The organism is Bacillota bacterium, from assembly GCA_013178305.1.
Taxonomy (GTDB): Bacteria; Bacillota; Sulfobacillia; order JABLXB01; family JABLXB01; genus JABLXB01.
Map to the genome: position 1 here is coordinate 19,192 of JABLXB010000004.1, position 16,838 is coordinate 36,029.

At 64.2% G+C, this 16,838-nt stretch carries 15 protein-coding genes and 1 pseudogene; 2 read left to right on the forward strand and 14 right to left on the reverse strand.

Translation table 11 applies throughout. The features are described from left to right. Nucleotides 1-16 precede the first annotated feature (16 nt). The 14 genes and pseudogenes from HPY55_10065 to HPY55_10130 form a co-directional block, all read right to left on the reverse strand. A complete protein-coding gene (locus tag HPY55_10065) occupies nucleotides 17-820 on the reverse strand; it encodes a histidinol-phosphatase (GenBank protein ID NPV70974.1) in 804 nt (267 codons plus the stop codon). Beyond that, a complete protein-coding gene (locus HPY55_10070; GenBank protein NPV70975.1) occupies nucleotides 820-1,512 on the reverse strand; it encodes a bifunctional phosphoribosyl-AMP cyclohydrolase/phosphoribosyl-ATP diphosphatase HisIE in 693 nt (230 codons plus the stop codon). The genes HPY55_10065 and HPY55_10070 overlap by 1 nt, the downstream gene beginning before the upstream one ends. Then, on the reverse strand, nucleotides 1,499-2,263 hold the full coding sequence (hisF, locus tag HPY55_10075; protein NPV70976.1) for an imidazole glycerol phosphate synthase subunit HisF: 765 nt from the start codon (nucleotides 2,261-2,263) through the stop codon (nucleotides 1,499-1,501). The genes HPY55_10070 and hisF overlap by 14 nt, the downstream gene beginning before the upstream one ends. Before the next feature lie 34 nt (nucleotides 2,264-2,297). Continuing rightward, entirely contained in the window at nucleotides 2,298-3,035 is a 738-nt protein-coding gene (gene hisA / locus HPY55_10080) for a 1-(5-phosphoribosyl)-5-[(5-phosphoribosylamino)methylideneamino]imidazole-4-carboxamide isomerase (GenBank protein ID NPV70977.1), read from the reverse strand. A 39-nt stretch (nucleotides 3,036-3,074) separates the two neighbouring features. Next, nucleotides 3,075-3,677, reverse strand: a complete 603-nt coding sequence (gene hisH, locus HPY55_10085; protein NPV70978.1) for an imidazole glycerol phosphate synthase subunit HisH — start codon at nucleotides 3,675-3,677, stop codon at nucleotides 3,075-3,077. Between the two features lie 34 nt (nucleotides 3,678-3,711). Beyond that, a complete protein-coding gene (locus HPY55_10090; GenBank protein NPV70979.1) occupies nucleotides 3,712-4,314 on the reverse strand; it encodes an imidazoleglycerol-phosphate dehydratase in 603 nt (200 codons plus the stop codon). Further along, nucleotides 4,311-5,366, reverse strand: a complete 1,056-nt coding sequence (locus HPY55_10095; protein ID NPV70980.1) for a histidinol-phosphate aminotransferase family protein — start codon at nucleotides 5,364-5,366, stop codon at nucleotides 4,311-4,313. The genes HPY55_10090 and HPY55_10095 overlap by 4 nt, the downstream gene beginning before the upstream one ends. A gap of 12 nt (nucleotides 5,367-5,378) precedes the next feature. Next, nucleotides 5,379-6,638, reverse strand: a complete 1,260-nt coding sequence (gene hisD / locus HPY55_10100; protein NPV70981.1) for a histidinol dehydrogenase — start codon at nucleotides 6,636-6,638, stop codon at nucleotides 5,379-5,381. Beyond that, nucleotides 6,625-7,275 carry an ATP phosphoribosyltransferase gene (locus tag HPY55_10105; protein ID NPV70982.1) on the reverse strand — a complete coding sequence of 217 codons (651 nt, stop codon included), beginning with the start codon at nucleotides 7,273-7,275 and terminating at the stop codon, nucleotides 6,625-6,627. Before HPY55_10105 ends, hisD begins: the two co-directional genes overlap by 14 nt. 20 nt (nucleotides 7,276-7,295) lie before the next feature. Beyond that, a complete protein-coding gene (locus HPY55_10110) occupies nucleotides 7,296-8,546 on the reverse strand; it encodes a hypothetical protein (protein ID NPV70983.1) in 1,251 nt (416 codons plus the stop codon). Between the two features lie 218 nt (nucleotides 8,547-8,764). Beyond that, the gene (locus HPY55_10115) at nucleotides 8,765-9,055 is read right to left on the reverse strand and encodes a hypothetical protein (protein NPV70984.1); all 291 of its coding nucleotides are present in this window, start codon (nucleotides 9,053-9,055) and stop codon (nucleotides 8,765-8,767) included. Nucleotides 9,056-9,106: 51 nt separating this feature from the next. Continuing rightward, a complete protein-coding gene (locus HPY55_10120) occupies nucleotides 9,107-9,460 on the reverse strand; it encodes a hypothetical protein (protein ID NPV70985.1) in 354 nt (117 codons plus the stop codon). Nucleotides 9,461-9,973: 513 nt separating this feature from the next. Continuing rightward, complete coding sequence (icd, locus tag HPY55_10125) at nucleotides 9,974-11,209, reverse strand: NADP-dependent isocitrate dehydrogenase (protein NPV70986.1); 1,236 nt, start codon at nucleotides 11,207-11,209, stop codon at nucleotides 9,974-9,976. After that, nucleotides 11,206-12,951, reverse strand: a pseudogene (locus tag HPY55_10130) (3-isopropylmalate dehydratase large subunit). The gene icd and the pseudogene HPY55_10130 overlap by 4 nt, the downstream one beginning before the upstream one ends. A gap of 132 nt (nucleotides 12,952-13,083) precedes the next feature. Here HPY55_10130 and nifV point away from each other — a divergent pair. Beyond that, complete coding sequence (gene nifV / locus HPY55_10135) at nucleotides 13,084-14,244, forward strand: homocitrate synthase (protein ID NPV70987.1); 1,161 nt, start codon at nucleotides 13,084-13,086, stop codon at nucleotides 14,242-14,244. Nucleotides 14,245-14,671: 427 nt separating this feature from the next. Then, nucleotides 14,672-16,789, forward strand: coding sequence for an aspartate kinase (locus tag HPY55_10140; GenBank protein NPV70988.1), 2,118 nt, complete (start codon nucleotides 14,672-14,674; stop codon nucleotides 16,787-16,789). The last annotated feature ends 49 nt before the right edge of the window (nucleotides 16,790-16,838 follow it).

Sequence of the window (16,838 nt, forward strand, 5' to 3'; positions counted from 1 at the left end):
CGTGACGTCCGGTGGCTCAGCCGAGGGGTTCGCCGTACACTTTCCTGCCAGCAAACCTGGTAACCCTGGTGTAGCCGGCGGCCGCGGCGTAGCGCGCCGCGTGCGCGAACTCGTACCCGACGTGCTCGGGATAGTGGGCGTCCGACGAGATCGCGATCGGGACACCCTCGCGCGACAGTGCGCGGAGGAACTCGAAGTGCGGGTACATCTCCCCTACCATCTTCCTCAGCCCCGCGGTGCTGACCTCGGCCACGACACCCGCCCGCCGCGCGGTGGCGGCCACCGTATCGTACAGGGGGCGAAGGTCGAACGAGGCGCGGTGGCCGAACACCTTGATGACGTCGGGGTGCCCTATCATGTCAAACAGGCCGCATGTCATGGCTTCATCCAGGAGCGAGAAGTACCGCCTGTATGCGTCATCCACGTCCCTGCCGTCCCATGTGTCGAGCCTGTCCGTGTCGTCGAATCCCCACTCGTCTATGAAATGCACGGACCCGATTACGTAATCCCACGGGACCCCTTCGAGGAACGCGGCCAGCCGCTTCTCGATGCCGGTCAGGTACTCGCACTCGATGCCCATCTTCACGGGGAGGTTTTTCGCGCGGGCCGCGGCTATGAGATCCACGTAATCCTCGAGCGAACGGTCCGGGGTCAGCCTCCACCACGACGGCCACAGTGGGCCGGCCTCGGTGAATTTGAAGATGTGCTCGGATACGCCTATCTCCGAGACCCCGCGGGCGACGGCGGCCTCTGCGAACCGCTCGAGCCATTCCATGTCCAGTGGGCCGTTTTCGAGGTGGATATGGTAGTCGAAGAACATCACGTCGCCTCCGTGTGCCGGCTCACGCTCCTGCTCAACTGCGGCGCGCCCTCGCGCTTGCCGAGTTCGGCGAGGACGTCCTCGATGCTCGCGCCTGCGGCCGCAAGCGCCACCATGGAGTGGAACAGGAGGTCGGCCGCTTCTGAGACCGCCCGCTCCCTGCCCTCGGCGAGCAACGCGACCATGAACTCGGACGCCTCCTCGCCTACCTTCCTCGCGACCGCCTCACGGCCTCCGGCCAGGAGGCGCGCGACGTACGAGCCTTCGGGCATGTCCCGCTTGCGCTGCTCGATTACGCCCGTCAAGCGCTCGAGGAGGTCACGCCCCTCCTCCGCTGCCCCGGGCGGGCGCCCGTGTTCCGCGGTGCACGGCCCCTCCGTGGGGTTGTGGAAGCAGGAATGATGCCCCTCGTGACAGGCGTCACCCGTCTGGACGACCGTGTAGAGGACGGCGTCGCGGTCGCAGTCGAGCGAGACAGAGACGACCTGCTGGGTATTGCCCGAGGTTTCCCCCTTGCGCCAGAGTTTCCGGCGCTCGCGACTCCAGTACCACGCCTGGCCCGTCGACCGCGTGAGCTCGAGCGCCTCGCGGTTTGCGTACGCCAGCATCAGCACCTGGCCCGTGCCGTGCTCCAGCACGACAACCGGGGCGAGCCCGTTTTCATCGAATTCTACCGTATCAACCCAGGACATTTCGCACCTTAACCCCTTCGGAGGCGAGTCGCCTCTTGAGCGCCGGTATCGAGATCTCCCTGTAGTGAAACACGGACGCCGCCAGGGCCGCGTCGGCCCGCCCGTCCACGAAGATGTCAACGAAGTCCTCTTCGGAGCCGGCCCCGCCCGACGCGATCACGGGGACATCGACGGCTTCCGAGACGGCCCTGGTGAGGGCGACGTCGAACCCTTGCCTGGTGCCATCCCTGTCGATGCTGGTCAGCAGTATCTCACCAGCGCCGAGGGACACCGCCTTGACCGCCCATTCCAGCGCATCCAGACCGGTGTTCCTCCGGCCCCCGTGCGTCCAGACCTCCCAGTGTTCCCCATCCCACTTGGCGTCGATCGACACGATCACGCACTGGCTCCCGAATTTCTCCGCCGACCACGTTATCACCGATGGGTCGGCCACCGCGGCGGTGTTGAGGGAGGCCTTGTCCGCGCCTGCCTTGAGCAGGGCCCTGATGTCGTCCACCCCGCGGATCCCTCCGCCCACCGACAGCGGTATGAACACCTCCGCGGCGGTCCTGGCAACCAGGTCGGCAAATGTCTTGCGGCCCTCCGGGGTCGCCGATATGTCGAGGTAGACGACCTCGTCCGCGCCGTCCGTTTCGTAGTATCGCGCCTGCTCCACCGGGTCCCCGGCGTCGCGCAGCTCTATGAAGTTGATCCCTTTGACCACCCTGCCGTTCTTGACGTCAAGGCATGGCACTATTCTCTTCGCCAGCATTCGAGGTCCCCCGACTCCGGCCGGCCGCCTCAGGTCAGCCGCACCCCGCAGGCTCCTGGAACATCGCGATCAGCCTCTCCAGTTTCAGGCCACCCGAGTAGAGCGCCCGGCCGATTATCACACCTTCTATTCCTTCCGGTTCCATCTGCTTCAACACGGCCACGTCCTCGTAAGATGTGACCCCCCCGCCGGCGATCACCTTCAGGCCGTGACCCAGCACAGTCCTCACCACAGCAGGGTCGATCCCGCCCAACATGCCGTCCCTTGCGGTGTCGGTGAAAACCACGCGAACGACACCCGACTCCTTGAACCTCTTCATGATCTGCGGGATGGGCTCGCTGGTTGTCTCTTTCCACCCCATGACCGCCGCGCGTCCCGCCTTCAAGTCGATGCTGGCCAGCACCTTCCCCGGGTACGCCGCGCACGCCTGTTGCAGGAAGGAGGGGTCGGATATCGCGGCGGTGCCGAGTACCACCTGGGAAGCACCCGCCTGAAACACAGTGTTGAGGTCGTCCATGTTCCTGATGCCGCCGCCGGCCTGGACCGGCGTCTTGAGGTTCCTCGCCATGTCCCTGATCACATCGATGTTCACGGGCTTCCCCTTGAACGCCCCGTCGAGGTCTACCACGTGAACCAACCGCGCCCCTAGCCGCTCCCACACCCTGGCGACCGCCACCGGCGTGCTGGAGAAGACGGTCTTCTCTGACTCCTGCCCCCGCCTCAGCCTAACGCATTTCCCCTCCATGATATCGATCGAGGGAATGATCAGCACGAGGCTACCTCCTTTTTGGCCCATCTCTTCGACGCGTGTCTAGAGTCCCAGACGAAGGAAGTTATCCAGTAGTTCAAGACCGGCAGCGCCGCTCTTCTCGGGGTGGAACTGGACCCCGCAAACCGCACCGCTCGAAATGGACGACGGAAACCGGATGCCGTGGGTCGTGTGCGACGTGACTACGGCTGGATCCACGGGCTCAACCGAGTAAGAGTGGGCGAAGTAGAACCACCTCTCACCGTCGAGCCCCGCGAACAACGGCCCTGATTGCGACTCTACCGTGTTCCAGCCGAGGTGCGGGACGCGTATGCCCGCCGGGAGTCTCGACACTCGTCCCTTCAACAACTCCAGGCCGGCGACCCCCTCTCCCTCCTCGCTGCCCTCGAACATGAGCTGCATCCCGAGGCATATCCCCAGGAGCGGCCTGCCTTCGCCGGCGGCCTCCCGCACGGCCGCGTCCATACCGGTCGACCTCAGGAAACCGGCGGCCGGGCCGAACGCCCCGACGCCCGGTAGTATCACCGACCGCGCGCGGCGCACGGTATCGGGGTCCGACGTCACGCTGCACTCAAACCCGAGTTTGAGGACAGCTTTCGATATGCTCATCAGATTCCCTGCGCCGTAGTCTATTATGGCTACCAAGGCGGCAACCCCTCGCTCAAGCCAGCCTTACGGCTCATAGCACGCCCTTCGTCGAGGGAGCCCCGGTCCGGTTGGGCGCGGGCGCGAGCGCCTCCCTCATCGCGACCGCCAGCGCCTTGAACGACGCCTCCAGCAAGTGGTGAGGGTCGGAGCCCCACACATACTTCAAGTGTACCGCGACTTTCGCGTTTGAGCAGAATGCCTTGAGGAACTCCCCCGCGAGGCGGCACTCGAAGCCATCGGTCGACCTGTCCTCCACCGGGATGTCCCACCGGAAACACCCCCTGCCTCCGATGTCCACGGCTGCAAGGACCAGCGATTCGTCCATCGGGACGGCGGCATCGCCGAACCGTGCGATCCCCGGGGCCACCCCCGCGAGCGAGGACTGCGCGGCCTCGCGGAACGCCTCACCGAGGACTATCCCGGCGTCTTCCGCGGCGTGGTGCGCGCTGAAGAACCCCGGGGAAGACACGCTGAGAGCGAGGTCGAACCCCGCATGGAACGCCATCGACGACACGAGGTGGTCGAGCAAGGCCATTCCGGTTGAGACCACGGCCTTGCCCATCCCATCGAGGTTGAGGTTCACCACGACCTCGGTTTCGAGCGTTTTCCTGGACGCCGTGGCGGTCACGGTCAATCGGCATCCCTCCCCAACAGCGCGTTGAGCGCCTGCACCAGTCTGTTGTTCTCGGCGCGGGAACCCGCGGCTATCCTGAGATACCCGGGCATGTTCTCGAGGTGTCTCACGTACACGCCCTTCTCGCGAAGCGCCCTGTGCGCCTCGCCCGAGTCCAGCGGGACGCGGACCAGTACGAAATTGGTCACGCTTGGGAACACGGTGAGCCCGGGGATTTCCGACAACCGCTCCTCGAGCCGGGCGCGCTCGCGCGCGATCCTGCGCGCCGCCCTGGTAACGGTCTCGCGGCGCTTCAGTACCTCAATCGCCGCCATCTGAGTGAACACGTTTATGTTGAACGGCATCTTCAAGGACCTCACCCTGGCAGTGCACTCCGGCGAGGCCAGCATGTACCCGAGTCTCAGGCCCGCGAGGCCGAACGCCTTGGACAGGGTGCGCATTACGCAAAGGCGCGGGTATTTCCGCATCAGCGGCAATACCGTCTCGCCGCAGAACTCATGGTATGCCTCATCCACCACGACCGTAGCGGCCGTATGGTCGAGCACGTATTCGACCGACCTGGCATCGCAGATGTTGCCAGTCGGACTGTTGGGCCTGCAAATGAATACCAGGCAATCCGGTCCGTCCGCCGCCGCCGCCATCCTCGCCGCATCCGGCTCGAACCGCGAATCCAGCGGCACCTCGACGAGCGCGCTACCCACGGCCCGCGCCGCCATGGCGTAAACCCCGAAGGTCGGCGTCCAGGTTACCACGCGGCCGCGTGGGCCGGCTGCCGCCAACACGTTGAGCATCACGAGCTCGTCCGACCCGTTTCCGAGTGTAACCATGTCGGGCCGCACCCCGTTTATCCCCGCGATGACCGCCTGGAGATCCTCGATGCCCTTTCCCGACGGCCCGCCCGGCTCCGAATAATACCTGTTAAACGGGAGAGACATCGCCTTCCGCAGTATGGAACGCTTCAGGCCGGCCGGGAGGTCGCGGGGGTTCTCGTTGAGATCGAGCCTTGCGACCGGCGCGGCTGCGCCGCGTCTGGCGCCAATACTTCTCGACATGGGGATACCTCCTCAGTCGCCGGTCCTCGCGCGCAGTGCGCAGGCGTGATACGTAAAGCCCTCGATGTCAGCGAGCCTGGCTCCCATATCCACAGCCGGACCCACGCACTCCGGGGTTATGTATATCACGCTGGAAGAAACCAGGAAATCGTCGGCGGTCAGCCCGCTGGAGAACCGCGAGGCGCCGCCGGTGGGCAGCACGTGACTCGGTCCTGCGACGTAATCCCCCAGGGCCGCCGGCGCATAGTCCCCCAGCAGAACGGCTCCCGCCGCGCGAATCAGGGGCAGCAGCCCAACGGGGTCCTCGACCGCAACCTGCAGGTGCTCCGGCGCCAATTCATTCGCGAGGTCCACCGCTCGAAGCACGCTTTCCGTCAGGACACCCACAACAGAGGGGGCATCCCGCCCAAACGAACCCGCCTCCGCGTCGATCGACTGCGTTACGGTTCGAAGCAGGACCCGGGAAGGCGTGAACAACACAGCGACAGAATCCGCGCCGTGCTCCGCCTGGGCCAGAAGGTCCAGCGCCAGCCAGGAAGCGTTCGCCGAATCGTCCGCGATGATCGCCACCTCGCTGGGCCCGGCGAGGGTATCGATGCCGGCGTCGCCGAACACCAGCCGCTTCGCGGCGGTAACGTACCTGTTGCCCGGGCCCGCGATCTTGTCGACCCTCGGCACCGTGTCCGTGCCGTAAGCCATCGCGGCCACGGCCTGAGCGCCTCCGACCTTGAACAGCCGGTCCACGCCCGCTTCCCGGCACGCCACCGCCACGTGCGGGTCCACGGAACCATCGCGCCTTGGGGGGGTACAAGCTACGATGCACCCAACTCCCGCTACCGACGCGGGGACGGCCGTCATGACCACGGTTGAAACGTACGGCTTGCGGCCGCCCGGGATGTACAGCCCCGCCCGCGGCAGGGCGCGGTATACGCGGCCCAGGAGACCCCCGGCGGACGGATAAAGCCGCGTGAAACCGGTCCTCGTGTTCCTGTGGAACTCGGTGACGCTGCCGACCGAGTAGCGAATCGCCTCCAGGGTCGCCTCGTCGACAGCCGCGTAGGCCGAATCGAACTCCTCGGGCGACACCTCGAGGCTGGCGGGGTCGAGTTCGACCCCGTCGAACTGCCTGAGGTAGTCGACGAGCGCCGCGTCCCCGCGGCTGCGGACGTCCTCCAGGATGCGGGCGACGCCCTTCACCAGCCCCGGATCCGACGCCGACGCCCTTTTTTCGGCGAGGAACGACACGAACTCCCGTTCGTCAAGTACCTTCATTGCCGGATCCTCCGTTGCGGGCTGCAGCCGTTATGGCCGAAGCCATTGTGCGTATCTGCTCCTGCTTCATTGTGTAGCTGGCGGGATTGACGATGAGTCTCGCCGACGAGCTGAGTATCTCCTCTATCTCCGCCAGCCCGTTTCGCTCGAGGGTCTTTCCCGTCTGGACAAGGTCCACTATCGCATCGGACAGGCCCATAGCCGGAGCGAGCTCGGTGGCCCCGTGCACCCTTATCACCTGGAACGGGTAGCCCTTGCGCAAGAGGAAAGACTCGGCGAGCGAGGCGTATTTTGTGGCCACCCTCAGCAGTGATCCCTGGGGCCTGCGAGGGGTCTTTGGGGCCGCCACGACGAGCCGGCACCGCCCTATACCGAGGTCCCCGAGTTCGACAACGTCTTTCCCCTGCTCCAACAGCACATCCTTCCCTACGATGCCCATGTCGGCGGCGCCCAGCGCGACGTACGTGGGAACATCGTCGTCCCTTATGACGATGACGCGCAGCCCCTCACGATCGAGCACAATTCCGTCCGTCGCCGGGGGTCCACCTTTCCAGACCCCCGCCTTCCGCAGTACGTCGACGGCGGGTTCGAGAAGCCGGCCTTTCGCCAGAGCGATCGTTATCTGTTCCACGGTCAATCCTCCCAGGCAGCAGCCGGTCAGTGAATTCCGGCGAGTTCCGAGTAGCGGGCAAGCCACGCGGCCCAGGCGACGCCCGGCAGCCCCGGCTCGCCGCAGACCTCCTCGCACCCCGCAGGCGTCACGTACAGCACGGACGTTGCCCCCACGGCGGCTCCGCGCCTCGCGGCTTCTTCGCGCGATACCGGATCGCCGTCGAACCTGACCCTCTGCCCCCTCGCCCTGAGCGACCGCGCGAGGGATGCGGCCTGAGAGGCGGTGCCGCGTGACGCCGTTACCAGCGTGACGGACTTGCGCGGCGCCGTGCCGCCCTGTTCCCGGATCAACTCCGCGACCTCGGGGGCACCGAGCGCGAATCCGGTCGCCGGCTGCGAGATGCCGAACCTCTCGAGCAGGCCGTCGTACCTCCCCCCACCCCCCACTGCGTGGCCGATGCCCTTGCCGTAAACCTCAAACACCATTCCGGTGTAATACGTCATGTCCCTGACTATGCTCATGTCGAGGTACGCCACGCGGTCTATGTCGAACGACCGCAGGCCCTCGACCACCCCGCGGATACACGAGCAGGTGTCGTCCTCGAGGATACCCGACTCGACGGCCTCCCGTAGCGGGATGGGCCTGAGCCATTCCATGATCCGGTCTATCACCGCGGGTGACGCTCCGGCGTCCCCGAGGATTCCCTTGAGAAGGACCATGTCTCTGCGCTGGAGGGCCTCGAGCGCCTGCGTTACCGCTTCCCCGCCCAATCGGGCCTGCTCCAGCAGGCGGTTGGTAACCCTCACGTCACCTATGCCGATCCTGAACACCCCGATACCGGCGGCGCGGAGGCAATCCGCGCACACGGCCACAATTTCGGCGTCCGCCAGCGGGTCCGAGAGTCCAAACACCTCGGCTCCAACCTGCGTGAACTCATGAGGCCTGCTGGACCTGTCCTCCTGCATTCTGAACACGCTGCCCCTGTACCAAACCTTCGCGGGGAACGACCAGCCACCCGTGGCGACCATCCTGGCGACGGGCACGGTCATCTCAGGCCTGAGGGTTAGTACCCTGCCCCTCCTGTCTGAGAACTTGTACGTCTTGGCCTCGATGTACTTGCCGGGGCCCGAGGACACCTCATCGTTGAACTGTATTGTCGACGGGATGACTTCGGTGAACCCCCATGAATCCATGACGCGCGCCGCCACCGACTCGACGTATCTTTGGATTGACGCATCCTCGGGAGGCAGGTCCCTCATCCCGTCGGGTAATGGCCGAAAGCCGTTCTCCAACATGACCTCATCTCCGCCTTCCGCCGGTCACCATCTCGCCGGCTCGCTCTCTGTTCGTGCTTTATTACTTTACTATGCTAATACGTTAATAGGCCAAACACACCGTCAGTCTAACACCGGTCCTGGGAACCGTCAATGCCGGGAATTCGGCTAAAAGGTGGAGGCCCGCAGCAGGAATGGGGTGACACGCTGCTGTGCGGGGCCATTCGCGGTCCCGTGAACTACCGCTCGGAAGCGCCGGCCTCGTCCCTCCCCGATAGCCTGTCGATGACGAGCCTGTAGCCGTCGGAGCCGTATGCGAGGAACCTCTTTATCCTGCTTATCGTGGCGGTGCTCATCCCGGTTTCCTGCGCGATCTCCTCGTAGGTCCTTCCGGCGTCTAGCATCTTGGCGACCTCGAGGCGAAGCGCCATTGCCTTTATCTCGCCGATGGTACACAGGTCGTCGAAGAACATGTAGCACTCTTCCCTGTCCTTGAGCAACAGTATGGCGTCGAACAGCCTGTCCACCATCGGGTCGCGAAGGCGTCCCTCGTATCGCACGTTACTACCCCTTTCGGCGGTTCACTTGCCGGAACCCTCACCGTAATCCCACAGGTCAAGCGCATCGCCGAGGATCTTCTGGATGTCTCCCACCAGCGTGAGGAGCCTGCCCTCGGCTCTCAGGAAATCGATGATGGGTTTGTGCAGTTCCACAATGCCCGACAGTCTCTCGAGGTCCTTGAGTTTGGCCTCGGGCGGCTCTTTCCCCGACAGCCTGAACGCCTGCACCTCGAGCTGGGCCATCCTGTAGTCCCTCAAGATCGACCGCGCCGTCTCCGCGGCCGCAATGCCCCGGCGAGCCCTGTCGTACTCCCTGTATTCCTCGCTCTCGCGTACCGCCATGGCCAGCTCGTGAGCGCGGTCGTACACCGACATTCGAACACACCCCCGCTGCACGGACCCTGCGTTCCTCCGCGGATTTCCATCCTTATACTAATATATCTATCCGGTGGCAGCTTATCAACGCGAGAAGCGCGAACAACCCGCGCCGCCCCCTCATAATCTACATAACGGGCGCGGCTGCCCGCTTGCAGCCGGCCGGCGCGCCGCGACATGCCGCATAAGCTGGGAGGCTCTATCGCTTGCAGGAGGGTGGTTTTCTCCCCCGGGTCGCTTCCCGGGTCGCCTCCTGGTTCCGCCTGACCCTGTCCGCACTGTGGCGGGATAGGGTCCAGGTGTGCCTGCCCTTCTCTAGAATCACGCTTGACAGGTCTTCCTCCGTGGGTGTCCCGCACGAGGTCACCGTGGTCATACCCAGGGCCGAATTCCGTCTCCGAAGGGATACTACCGGGGCCGTGGAATACGAAGCAATCCTGTCAAGCATAACGATCGCGCATTCCCCACGACCCCAGTCCCCGCGTGCGGAGGCCACGCGCGGGGAGCCTTAGCTCACCAACCCGCGCCGGCATCCGCTACAGCCCCGGCGAGCGCCTGCGCGAATTCCCACGTTGAAACACCGCGGCCGCCGGCAAGGTCGTCGGTCAGCACCCCACCGCCGATAACGTGTTCCAAAGCCTTCTCAAGCAGCGAGGCCGCTTCCTTCCAGCCCAGGTGCTCCAGCATCATTACGCCGGAAAGGATGAGAGAGCAGGGATTAGCCCTGCCTTTGCCCGCGAGGTCAGGGGCCGTGCCGTGAGTGGCCTCGAAAACCGCGCACCCGGTTCCCACATTCGCTCCCGGAGCTATCCCAAGACCCCCGACCTCAGCGGCCACCAGATCCGAGATGTAGTCGCCGTTCAGGTTGGGGGTCGCGATGACGTCGTATTCCTCCGGATGAAGGAGCAGCTGCTGCATCATGTTGTCGGCAATGCGGTCTTTGATGACGATCGTCCCTTCGTTCGCTCTGCCATGTCCTTCCTTGCTGTCGCCCTCCTCCACCACGCGGCCGGGGAATTCATCCCTTGCCACCTCGTAGCCCCAATTCCTGAAGGCTCCCTCCGTGTGCTTCATGATGTTCCCTTTATGAACCAGGGTGACGCTCCGCCTTCCGTTGTCGAGGGCGTACTGGATTGCCTTTCTTACGAGGCGCTTCGATGCCTCACGACTCATGATCTTCAGGCCCACAGCCGAATCCCCCGCGATGGCGGGGCCTATCAACTCCCGCAGGTCATCTACCATGCCGCTTCCGGCAGGGTATTCGATTCCGGCGTAGACGTCCTCGGTATTCTCGCGGAATATCACTACGTCTACGCGTTCGGGGTATCGCAGCGGGCTCGGTACCCCGGGACGGTACTTTACGGGGCGTACACAGGCATAAAGGTCCAGCGCCTGCCTGATGGCCACGTTTAGACTCCTGATCCCGCCCCCCACAGGCGTCTCCAGCGGCCCCTTGATGCCTACGACGTATTCTCTGAAGGCCGCCAGCGTTTCGGCAGGCAATGGGTTCCCGCATTGAATCTGTGCTTTCAGGCCCGCCAGCACCTCAACGAAACGCACGGAGCGCTCCCCATTGTACGCGCAGCGGACAGCGGTGCGCAGAACCATGCTGGTAGCCTCCCAGATCTCAGGGCCCACGCCGTCTCCCTCAATGTACGGGACGATCGCGTGGTCCGGCACATTGAGGCGGCCCCCCTCGATGGATATCTTCCGGTAGCGGGCGGCGTCTAGTTCAGCGCGGTCGTTCATAGTGCGTACCCACCATTCTTCTTCACGTGTTCCACGAGGCCACCGTCGTTGAGTATCCTGATCATCACGCCGGGAAGGGGTTGCACCACCAGGGTTGAGCCTCGTGTGACGTTCAGGATCGTACCCCTGGAGAGGTCCACCTCCAGATCGTCGCCTGCGAGAATCGAACTGGTGTCGCAAAGGAGCACAGGCAGTCCTACGTTTATTGCATTCCTGAAGAATATCCGTGCCACCGAGCTCGCCAGCACGGCGGCAACGCCGGCCATTTTGATCACGACCGGCGCGTGTTCGCGGCTAGAACCCTGGCCGAAGTTCCGGCCTGCCACGATGAAGTCGCCCTTCCGGACACTCCCGGCGAACCCGGGATCCGCATCCTCCAGGACGTGCCGCGCGAGCTCCGGCAGGTTGGACCTGAGGTGAAAATACCGTCCCGGCGCGATGTGATCTGTGGTTATCCCGTCCCCGAACTTCCACGCCTTGCCTCTGAGTATCATTTACAGTACCTCCCTGGGATCGGTTATGTAGCCCGTGAGAGCGCTGGCGGCCGCTACAGCCGGCGACGCCAGGCAGATGCGCCCCTTGGGGTTTCCCATCCTGCCTTTGAAGTTCCGGTTCTGGGTGCTGAGGCACATCTCGCCGTCTCCCAGCACGCCTGCGTGCACCCCCACACAGGGGCCGCAGGTGGGAGATAGGACGAGCGCCCCGGCTTCAATGAAATCCGCGGTATACCCGAGACGCGTCGCCTCCAGGAACACGTCTCTGGAGGCGGGGATAACCACGAGCCGCACACCGCGGTCCACGCGGCGCCCGCGCAGGATGTCGCGGGCCACGCGCAGGTCTTCCAGCCTTCCGTTGGTACACGATCCGATGAAGACCTGATCCACGCGGGTCCCGGTGACGTCCTCTACGGGGAACACCGAGTCCACGCTGTCGGGCATGGCTACCAGAGGGCCGAGGGTGTCCAGGTCTATGTCGATGTTGAACGTCACTGGACTATCAGGGGCGGGCGCCAGTGGGAGGTAGTCACCGGCCCTGCCGGTTTGTCGAAGGTATTCCAGAGTGACCTCGTCGGAGGGAAACAGGCCTGCCTTCGCACCGCACTCAACTGCCATGTTGGCCACGGTAAGCCGGTCACTCATGTCCACGGCCGCCACGCCGGGCCCCGCGAATTCCAGCGACATGTAGTTGGCCCCCTCAGAGCCAAGGGTTCCTATCACGAAAAGGGCCAGGTCCTTACCGCATACGCCCCTGGAAAACGACCCCATGAGGTTTACTCGAATGGTCTCGGGCACCCTGAGCCAGACCATTCCGGTATGCAGTGCCACGGCGACGTCGGTGGAGCCCATTCCCGTTGCGAACGCCCCCAGAGCCCCTCCCATCACCGTGTGGGAATCCGCGCCTACGACGATGTCGCCTGGCCCCACCAGGCTCTCGGCCGCAATCTGGTGGCATATGCCGCAGCCGGCATCGAACAGCATGGCGCCCGTCTTCGAGCAGAACTCGCGAAGGCCGCGGTGATCGTTGGACAGTTCCAGCCGCGGGCTGGGCGAGGCGTGGTCTATGAATACCGCCATCTTCCCGGGATCCTTCACCCCGCCGAGCTGGTACAGCCTTTCCAGGGTCAGAGGTCCTGTCCCGTCCTGAACGTAGGCCAGGTCAACCTCCACTACCACGAGGTCCCCTGCCCTCAATGTCTTCCCCGCCGCGTTGCCGATGATGAGTTCGGCCAGCGTGCTGCCCATAATGGTCCCTCCCCCAGGCATTTCTAAAAAAGGTCTTGACGTCGCTTCGTTCGCATTGTATACCAGTATACAAGTATCCATGCATGCCAGTCAATGGGAAGATTAGATTCCCCGAACTGGAGGAGGGCTATCATGAACGGAAGCGACCTGGACCGCAAGACACTCAAGCTGGTAGACACCACCCTTCGCGACGGTGAGCAGGCTGCCGGCGTGGTGTTCTCGGCGAGGGAGAAAAGGCGAATTGCCGAGATGCTGGACGAGGTAGGGGTCGATCAACTCGAGGTAGGCATCCCCGCAATCGGTGCAGAGGAAGAGCGCGCCATCAGCGAGATCGCCGGCGCAGGCCTGAAGGCCAGCATTATGGCCTGGACCAGAGCGGTGGTACGCGATGTGGAGCAGTGTCTGAGGTGCGGGGTCGATGCGGTGGCCATTTCCATTTCCACCTCCGACCTGCAGATAGAGACGAAACTGCAGAAGGACAGGGCCTGGGTGCTGCGCCAGATTGCGGAGTGCGTCAATCTGGCGAGAAAGCATGACCTGTATGTGTCCGTCAGTGCCGAGGATGGCTCGAGGGCCGGCGAGGATTTCCTGGCTCAGTTCTGCAGGGTGGTCGTCGAGACCGGAGCGCACAGGGTGCGCTTCTGCGACACCGTGGGCATCCTCGATCCGTTTACTACCCACGAGAAGGTGAAGAGGCTTCTCGACACCGTGCGCGGGCTGGAGATCGAAATGCACATGCATAACGACTTCGGGATGGCTACGGCCAACACGCTGGCCGGCTTGATGGCAGGGGCCAGATACGCCGGGGTCACGATGAACGGCCTGGGAGAGCGGGCAGGAAACGCCCCGCTCGAGGAGGTCGTGATGTCCGCTAAACACGTCCTTGGATACCACACCAACATCGAAACGCGATCGTTCAAGGAGCTGTCCGAATACGTTGGGCTGGCCTCTGGAAGAGGCGTTCATCCCGCCAAGCCTATAGTGGGTTCGTCGGTTTTCGCGCACGAATCGGGGATTCACGTCGATGGCACTTTGAAGAACCCCGGCAACTACGAGGCGTTTGACCCGGCCGAGGTGGGGCTCGAGAGGAAGATCGTTGTCGGCAAGCATTCGGGCACCGCCGCTATAAAGCGCCGGCTCCAGGACTACGGAATAACGGCGGATGAGAAGACTGTCGCGGAGCTACTAGCCGCCGTGAAGAGCTCCGCAATCGAACTCAAGCGATCCCTGGTGGACCAGGAGCTGCTGCATCTCTATCGCGATATCTCACGGAGGCAGGCCAAAGCCGGTTGACGGGTGACAATATCACAGTCCGACCACAAGGGCAATTCGACCCATTGACGCGCTCAGGCAGCGAGTGCTAGAATAACCGCAATATGCAAAGGCGATGAAGGGAGAAGTACGCGCCCCGTTCCGGAAGCAGAGAACCCCGCGGGTGCCCAGCCGGCGCCCGGTGCGAGCGGGGATTCCGAAAGGCGCGGAAATCCGCCCCCGAGCTGCGGACCGAAAACCGCTGGAGACGCGTCCCTGGCCGGCCCAGCCGGCGACGGCGCGATACGGCCGGCAAGTAGGCTCCGACGGACTGCACCGTTACAGTGCAAGGCGTCAACGCTAATCAGAGTTGTGCCTGAGAGTTGGGCTCGAGAGCCAACCAGGGTGGAACCGCGGGGTCAAACCCGTCCCTTGACCGGGACGGGTTTTTGTGTTTGGGGGTGTTGTGATGGCGGTCAACGTGAGGGTGCCGGCGACTTCGGCGAACATGGGTCCTGGGTTCGACGCGCTCGGCATCGCCCTGAACCTCTATAACTACCTGGAGGTAGAGGAGGGCGGGGAAGGCCTCAACCTGGAGATCGGCGGCGAGGGTGAGTCGAGGCTCCCCCGGGACGAGAGAAACCTCATCGTCTCGTCGATGCGGAAGGTCTTCGAACGAACCGGATATAGGCCCAAAGGCCTGCGGATCAGGGCCACCAACAACATCCCGCTCACGCGGGGGCTCGGCAGCAGCGCCGCCGCGATAGTTGCCGGCCTGGTCGCCGCCAATGAACTGGCGGGCGCCGCCCTCAGCACCGAAGACCTGCTCAACCTGGCCACGGAGATCGAGGGCCACCCCGATAACGTCGCCCCCGCTCTCCTCGGCGGGTTCGTGATATCCACCGTGGAATCCGGACGCGTGCGGTACATGAGGCTTGAACCCCCGCTCGGCTCAAACGTCCTGGTCGTGATCCCCGACAAGGAACTGAGGACCGAGGAAGCGCGCGCAGTCCTGCCGCAGCAGGTACCGATGGAGGACGCCATATTCAACATCAGCCGCGCCGCGGCCCTGGTCGGAGGGCTGGTTACGGGCCGGTCCGAGGTCCTCGAATGGGCCACCGAGGACAGGCTCCACCAGCAGTACAGGAGCGGGCTCGCTCCCGAGCTCAAGGACGCGATCGAAGCCGCCCGGAGGGCCGGCGCGAAGGGAGCGGCCGTGAGCGGCTCGGGACCATCGCTGCTGGTTTTCACCGACGGCCACGCCTCAAGAGTGAAAGCCGCCATCCTCGAGGTGTTCACCGAAAAGGGCGTCCCGTGCCGGATCATGGAGCTCGGTCTCGATCTGTACGGTGCCCGGCTGGTGGCAGGCAACACGCCCGCCCCAATCGTGCAGAAGTATGGGGGCAGTTCGGTGGCCGACCCCGACAGGGTCAAGAACGTCGCGAGGCGGGTCGCCAAAGCCCACGAACAGGGCAATCGTGTGGTAGTCGTGGTCTCGGCCATGGGCAGGACTACTGATGAACTCATCGAGATCGCGAGGCAGGTATCCTCCGACCCCGGAAAACGCGAGATGGACGTCCTGCTCGCGACGGGCGAGCAGGTGTCCATAGCGCTGCTGTGCATGGCTCTGAACGACCTCGGTGTCCCCGCAGTGTCGATGACGGGAGCGCAGGTCGGGATCATCACGGACAGATCCCACACGAAGGCAAAGATCCAGCGTATAGACCGCGAGACAATCATGAGACACCTCGACCAGGGTAAAGTCGTGGTAGTGGCCGGTTTCCAGGGCGTGGACCCGAGCGGCGACGTCACGACGCTCGGCCGCGGCGGTTCGGACACGACAGCGGTGGCGCTGGCGGCCGCGCTCGGGGCCAGCAGCTGCGAGATATTCACCGACGTCGATGGGGTGTTCACCGCCGACCCGCGGATCGAGCCGTCCGCGCGGCTTATACCCGAGATCCCTTACGACGAGATGGCCGAGATGGCAGGGCTCGGGGCCAAAGTCATGCAGCTCAGGTCGATCGAGTTCGGCAGGCGGTACGGTGTGGCGATACTGGTCCGCAACAGTATGAACGACAACCCCGGAACCTGGATAAGGGAGGCGCAAGGCATGGAGGAGCCGCTTGTCAGGGCCATAACCCACAACGCCGACGAGATCAAGATCGTACTCAAGTCGGTGCCGGACGTCCCCGGCATCGCCGCAAGGGTATTCCGCTCGCTCGCCCGCGAGAAAGTCCGGCTGGACATGATCATCCAGAGCATAGCGCAGAGTGCCGTCAACGACATCGCGTTCACGGTCTCTCGTGAGGATCTCCCCTCGGCGAAGCTGGCCGCGGAGAGCATATGCAGGGAGATCGGCGGGAAAGAGCTGGTGATAGAGGACGACGTGGGCAAGGTCTCCGTGGTTGGGGCGGGGATCACTCAGGACGCTTCGATAGCCGCGGACATGTTCGAGGCGCTGGCCGAGATCGGCATAAACATACAGATGATAAGCACCTCCGGTTCCCGGATATCGTGCATAATCGACAGGAAGCGACTCGCGGACGCCGTGAGGGCGCTTCACAAGCGATTTGAACTCGCGGGGTAGCACGTCGCAGTGCCGCGCGGGTGGGCCGTCTCCCGGGCCGTCCTACCCA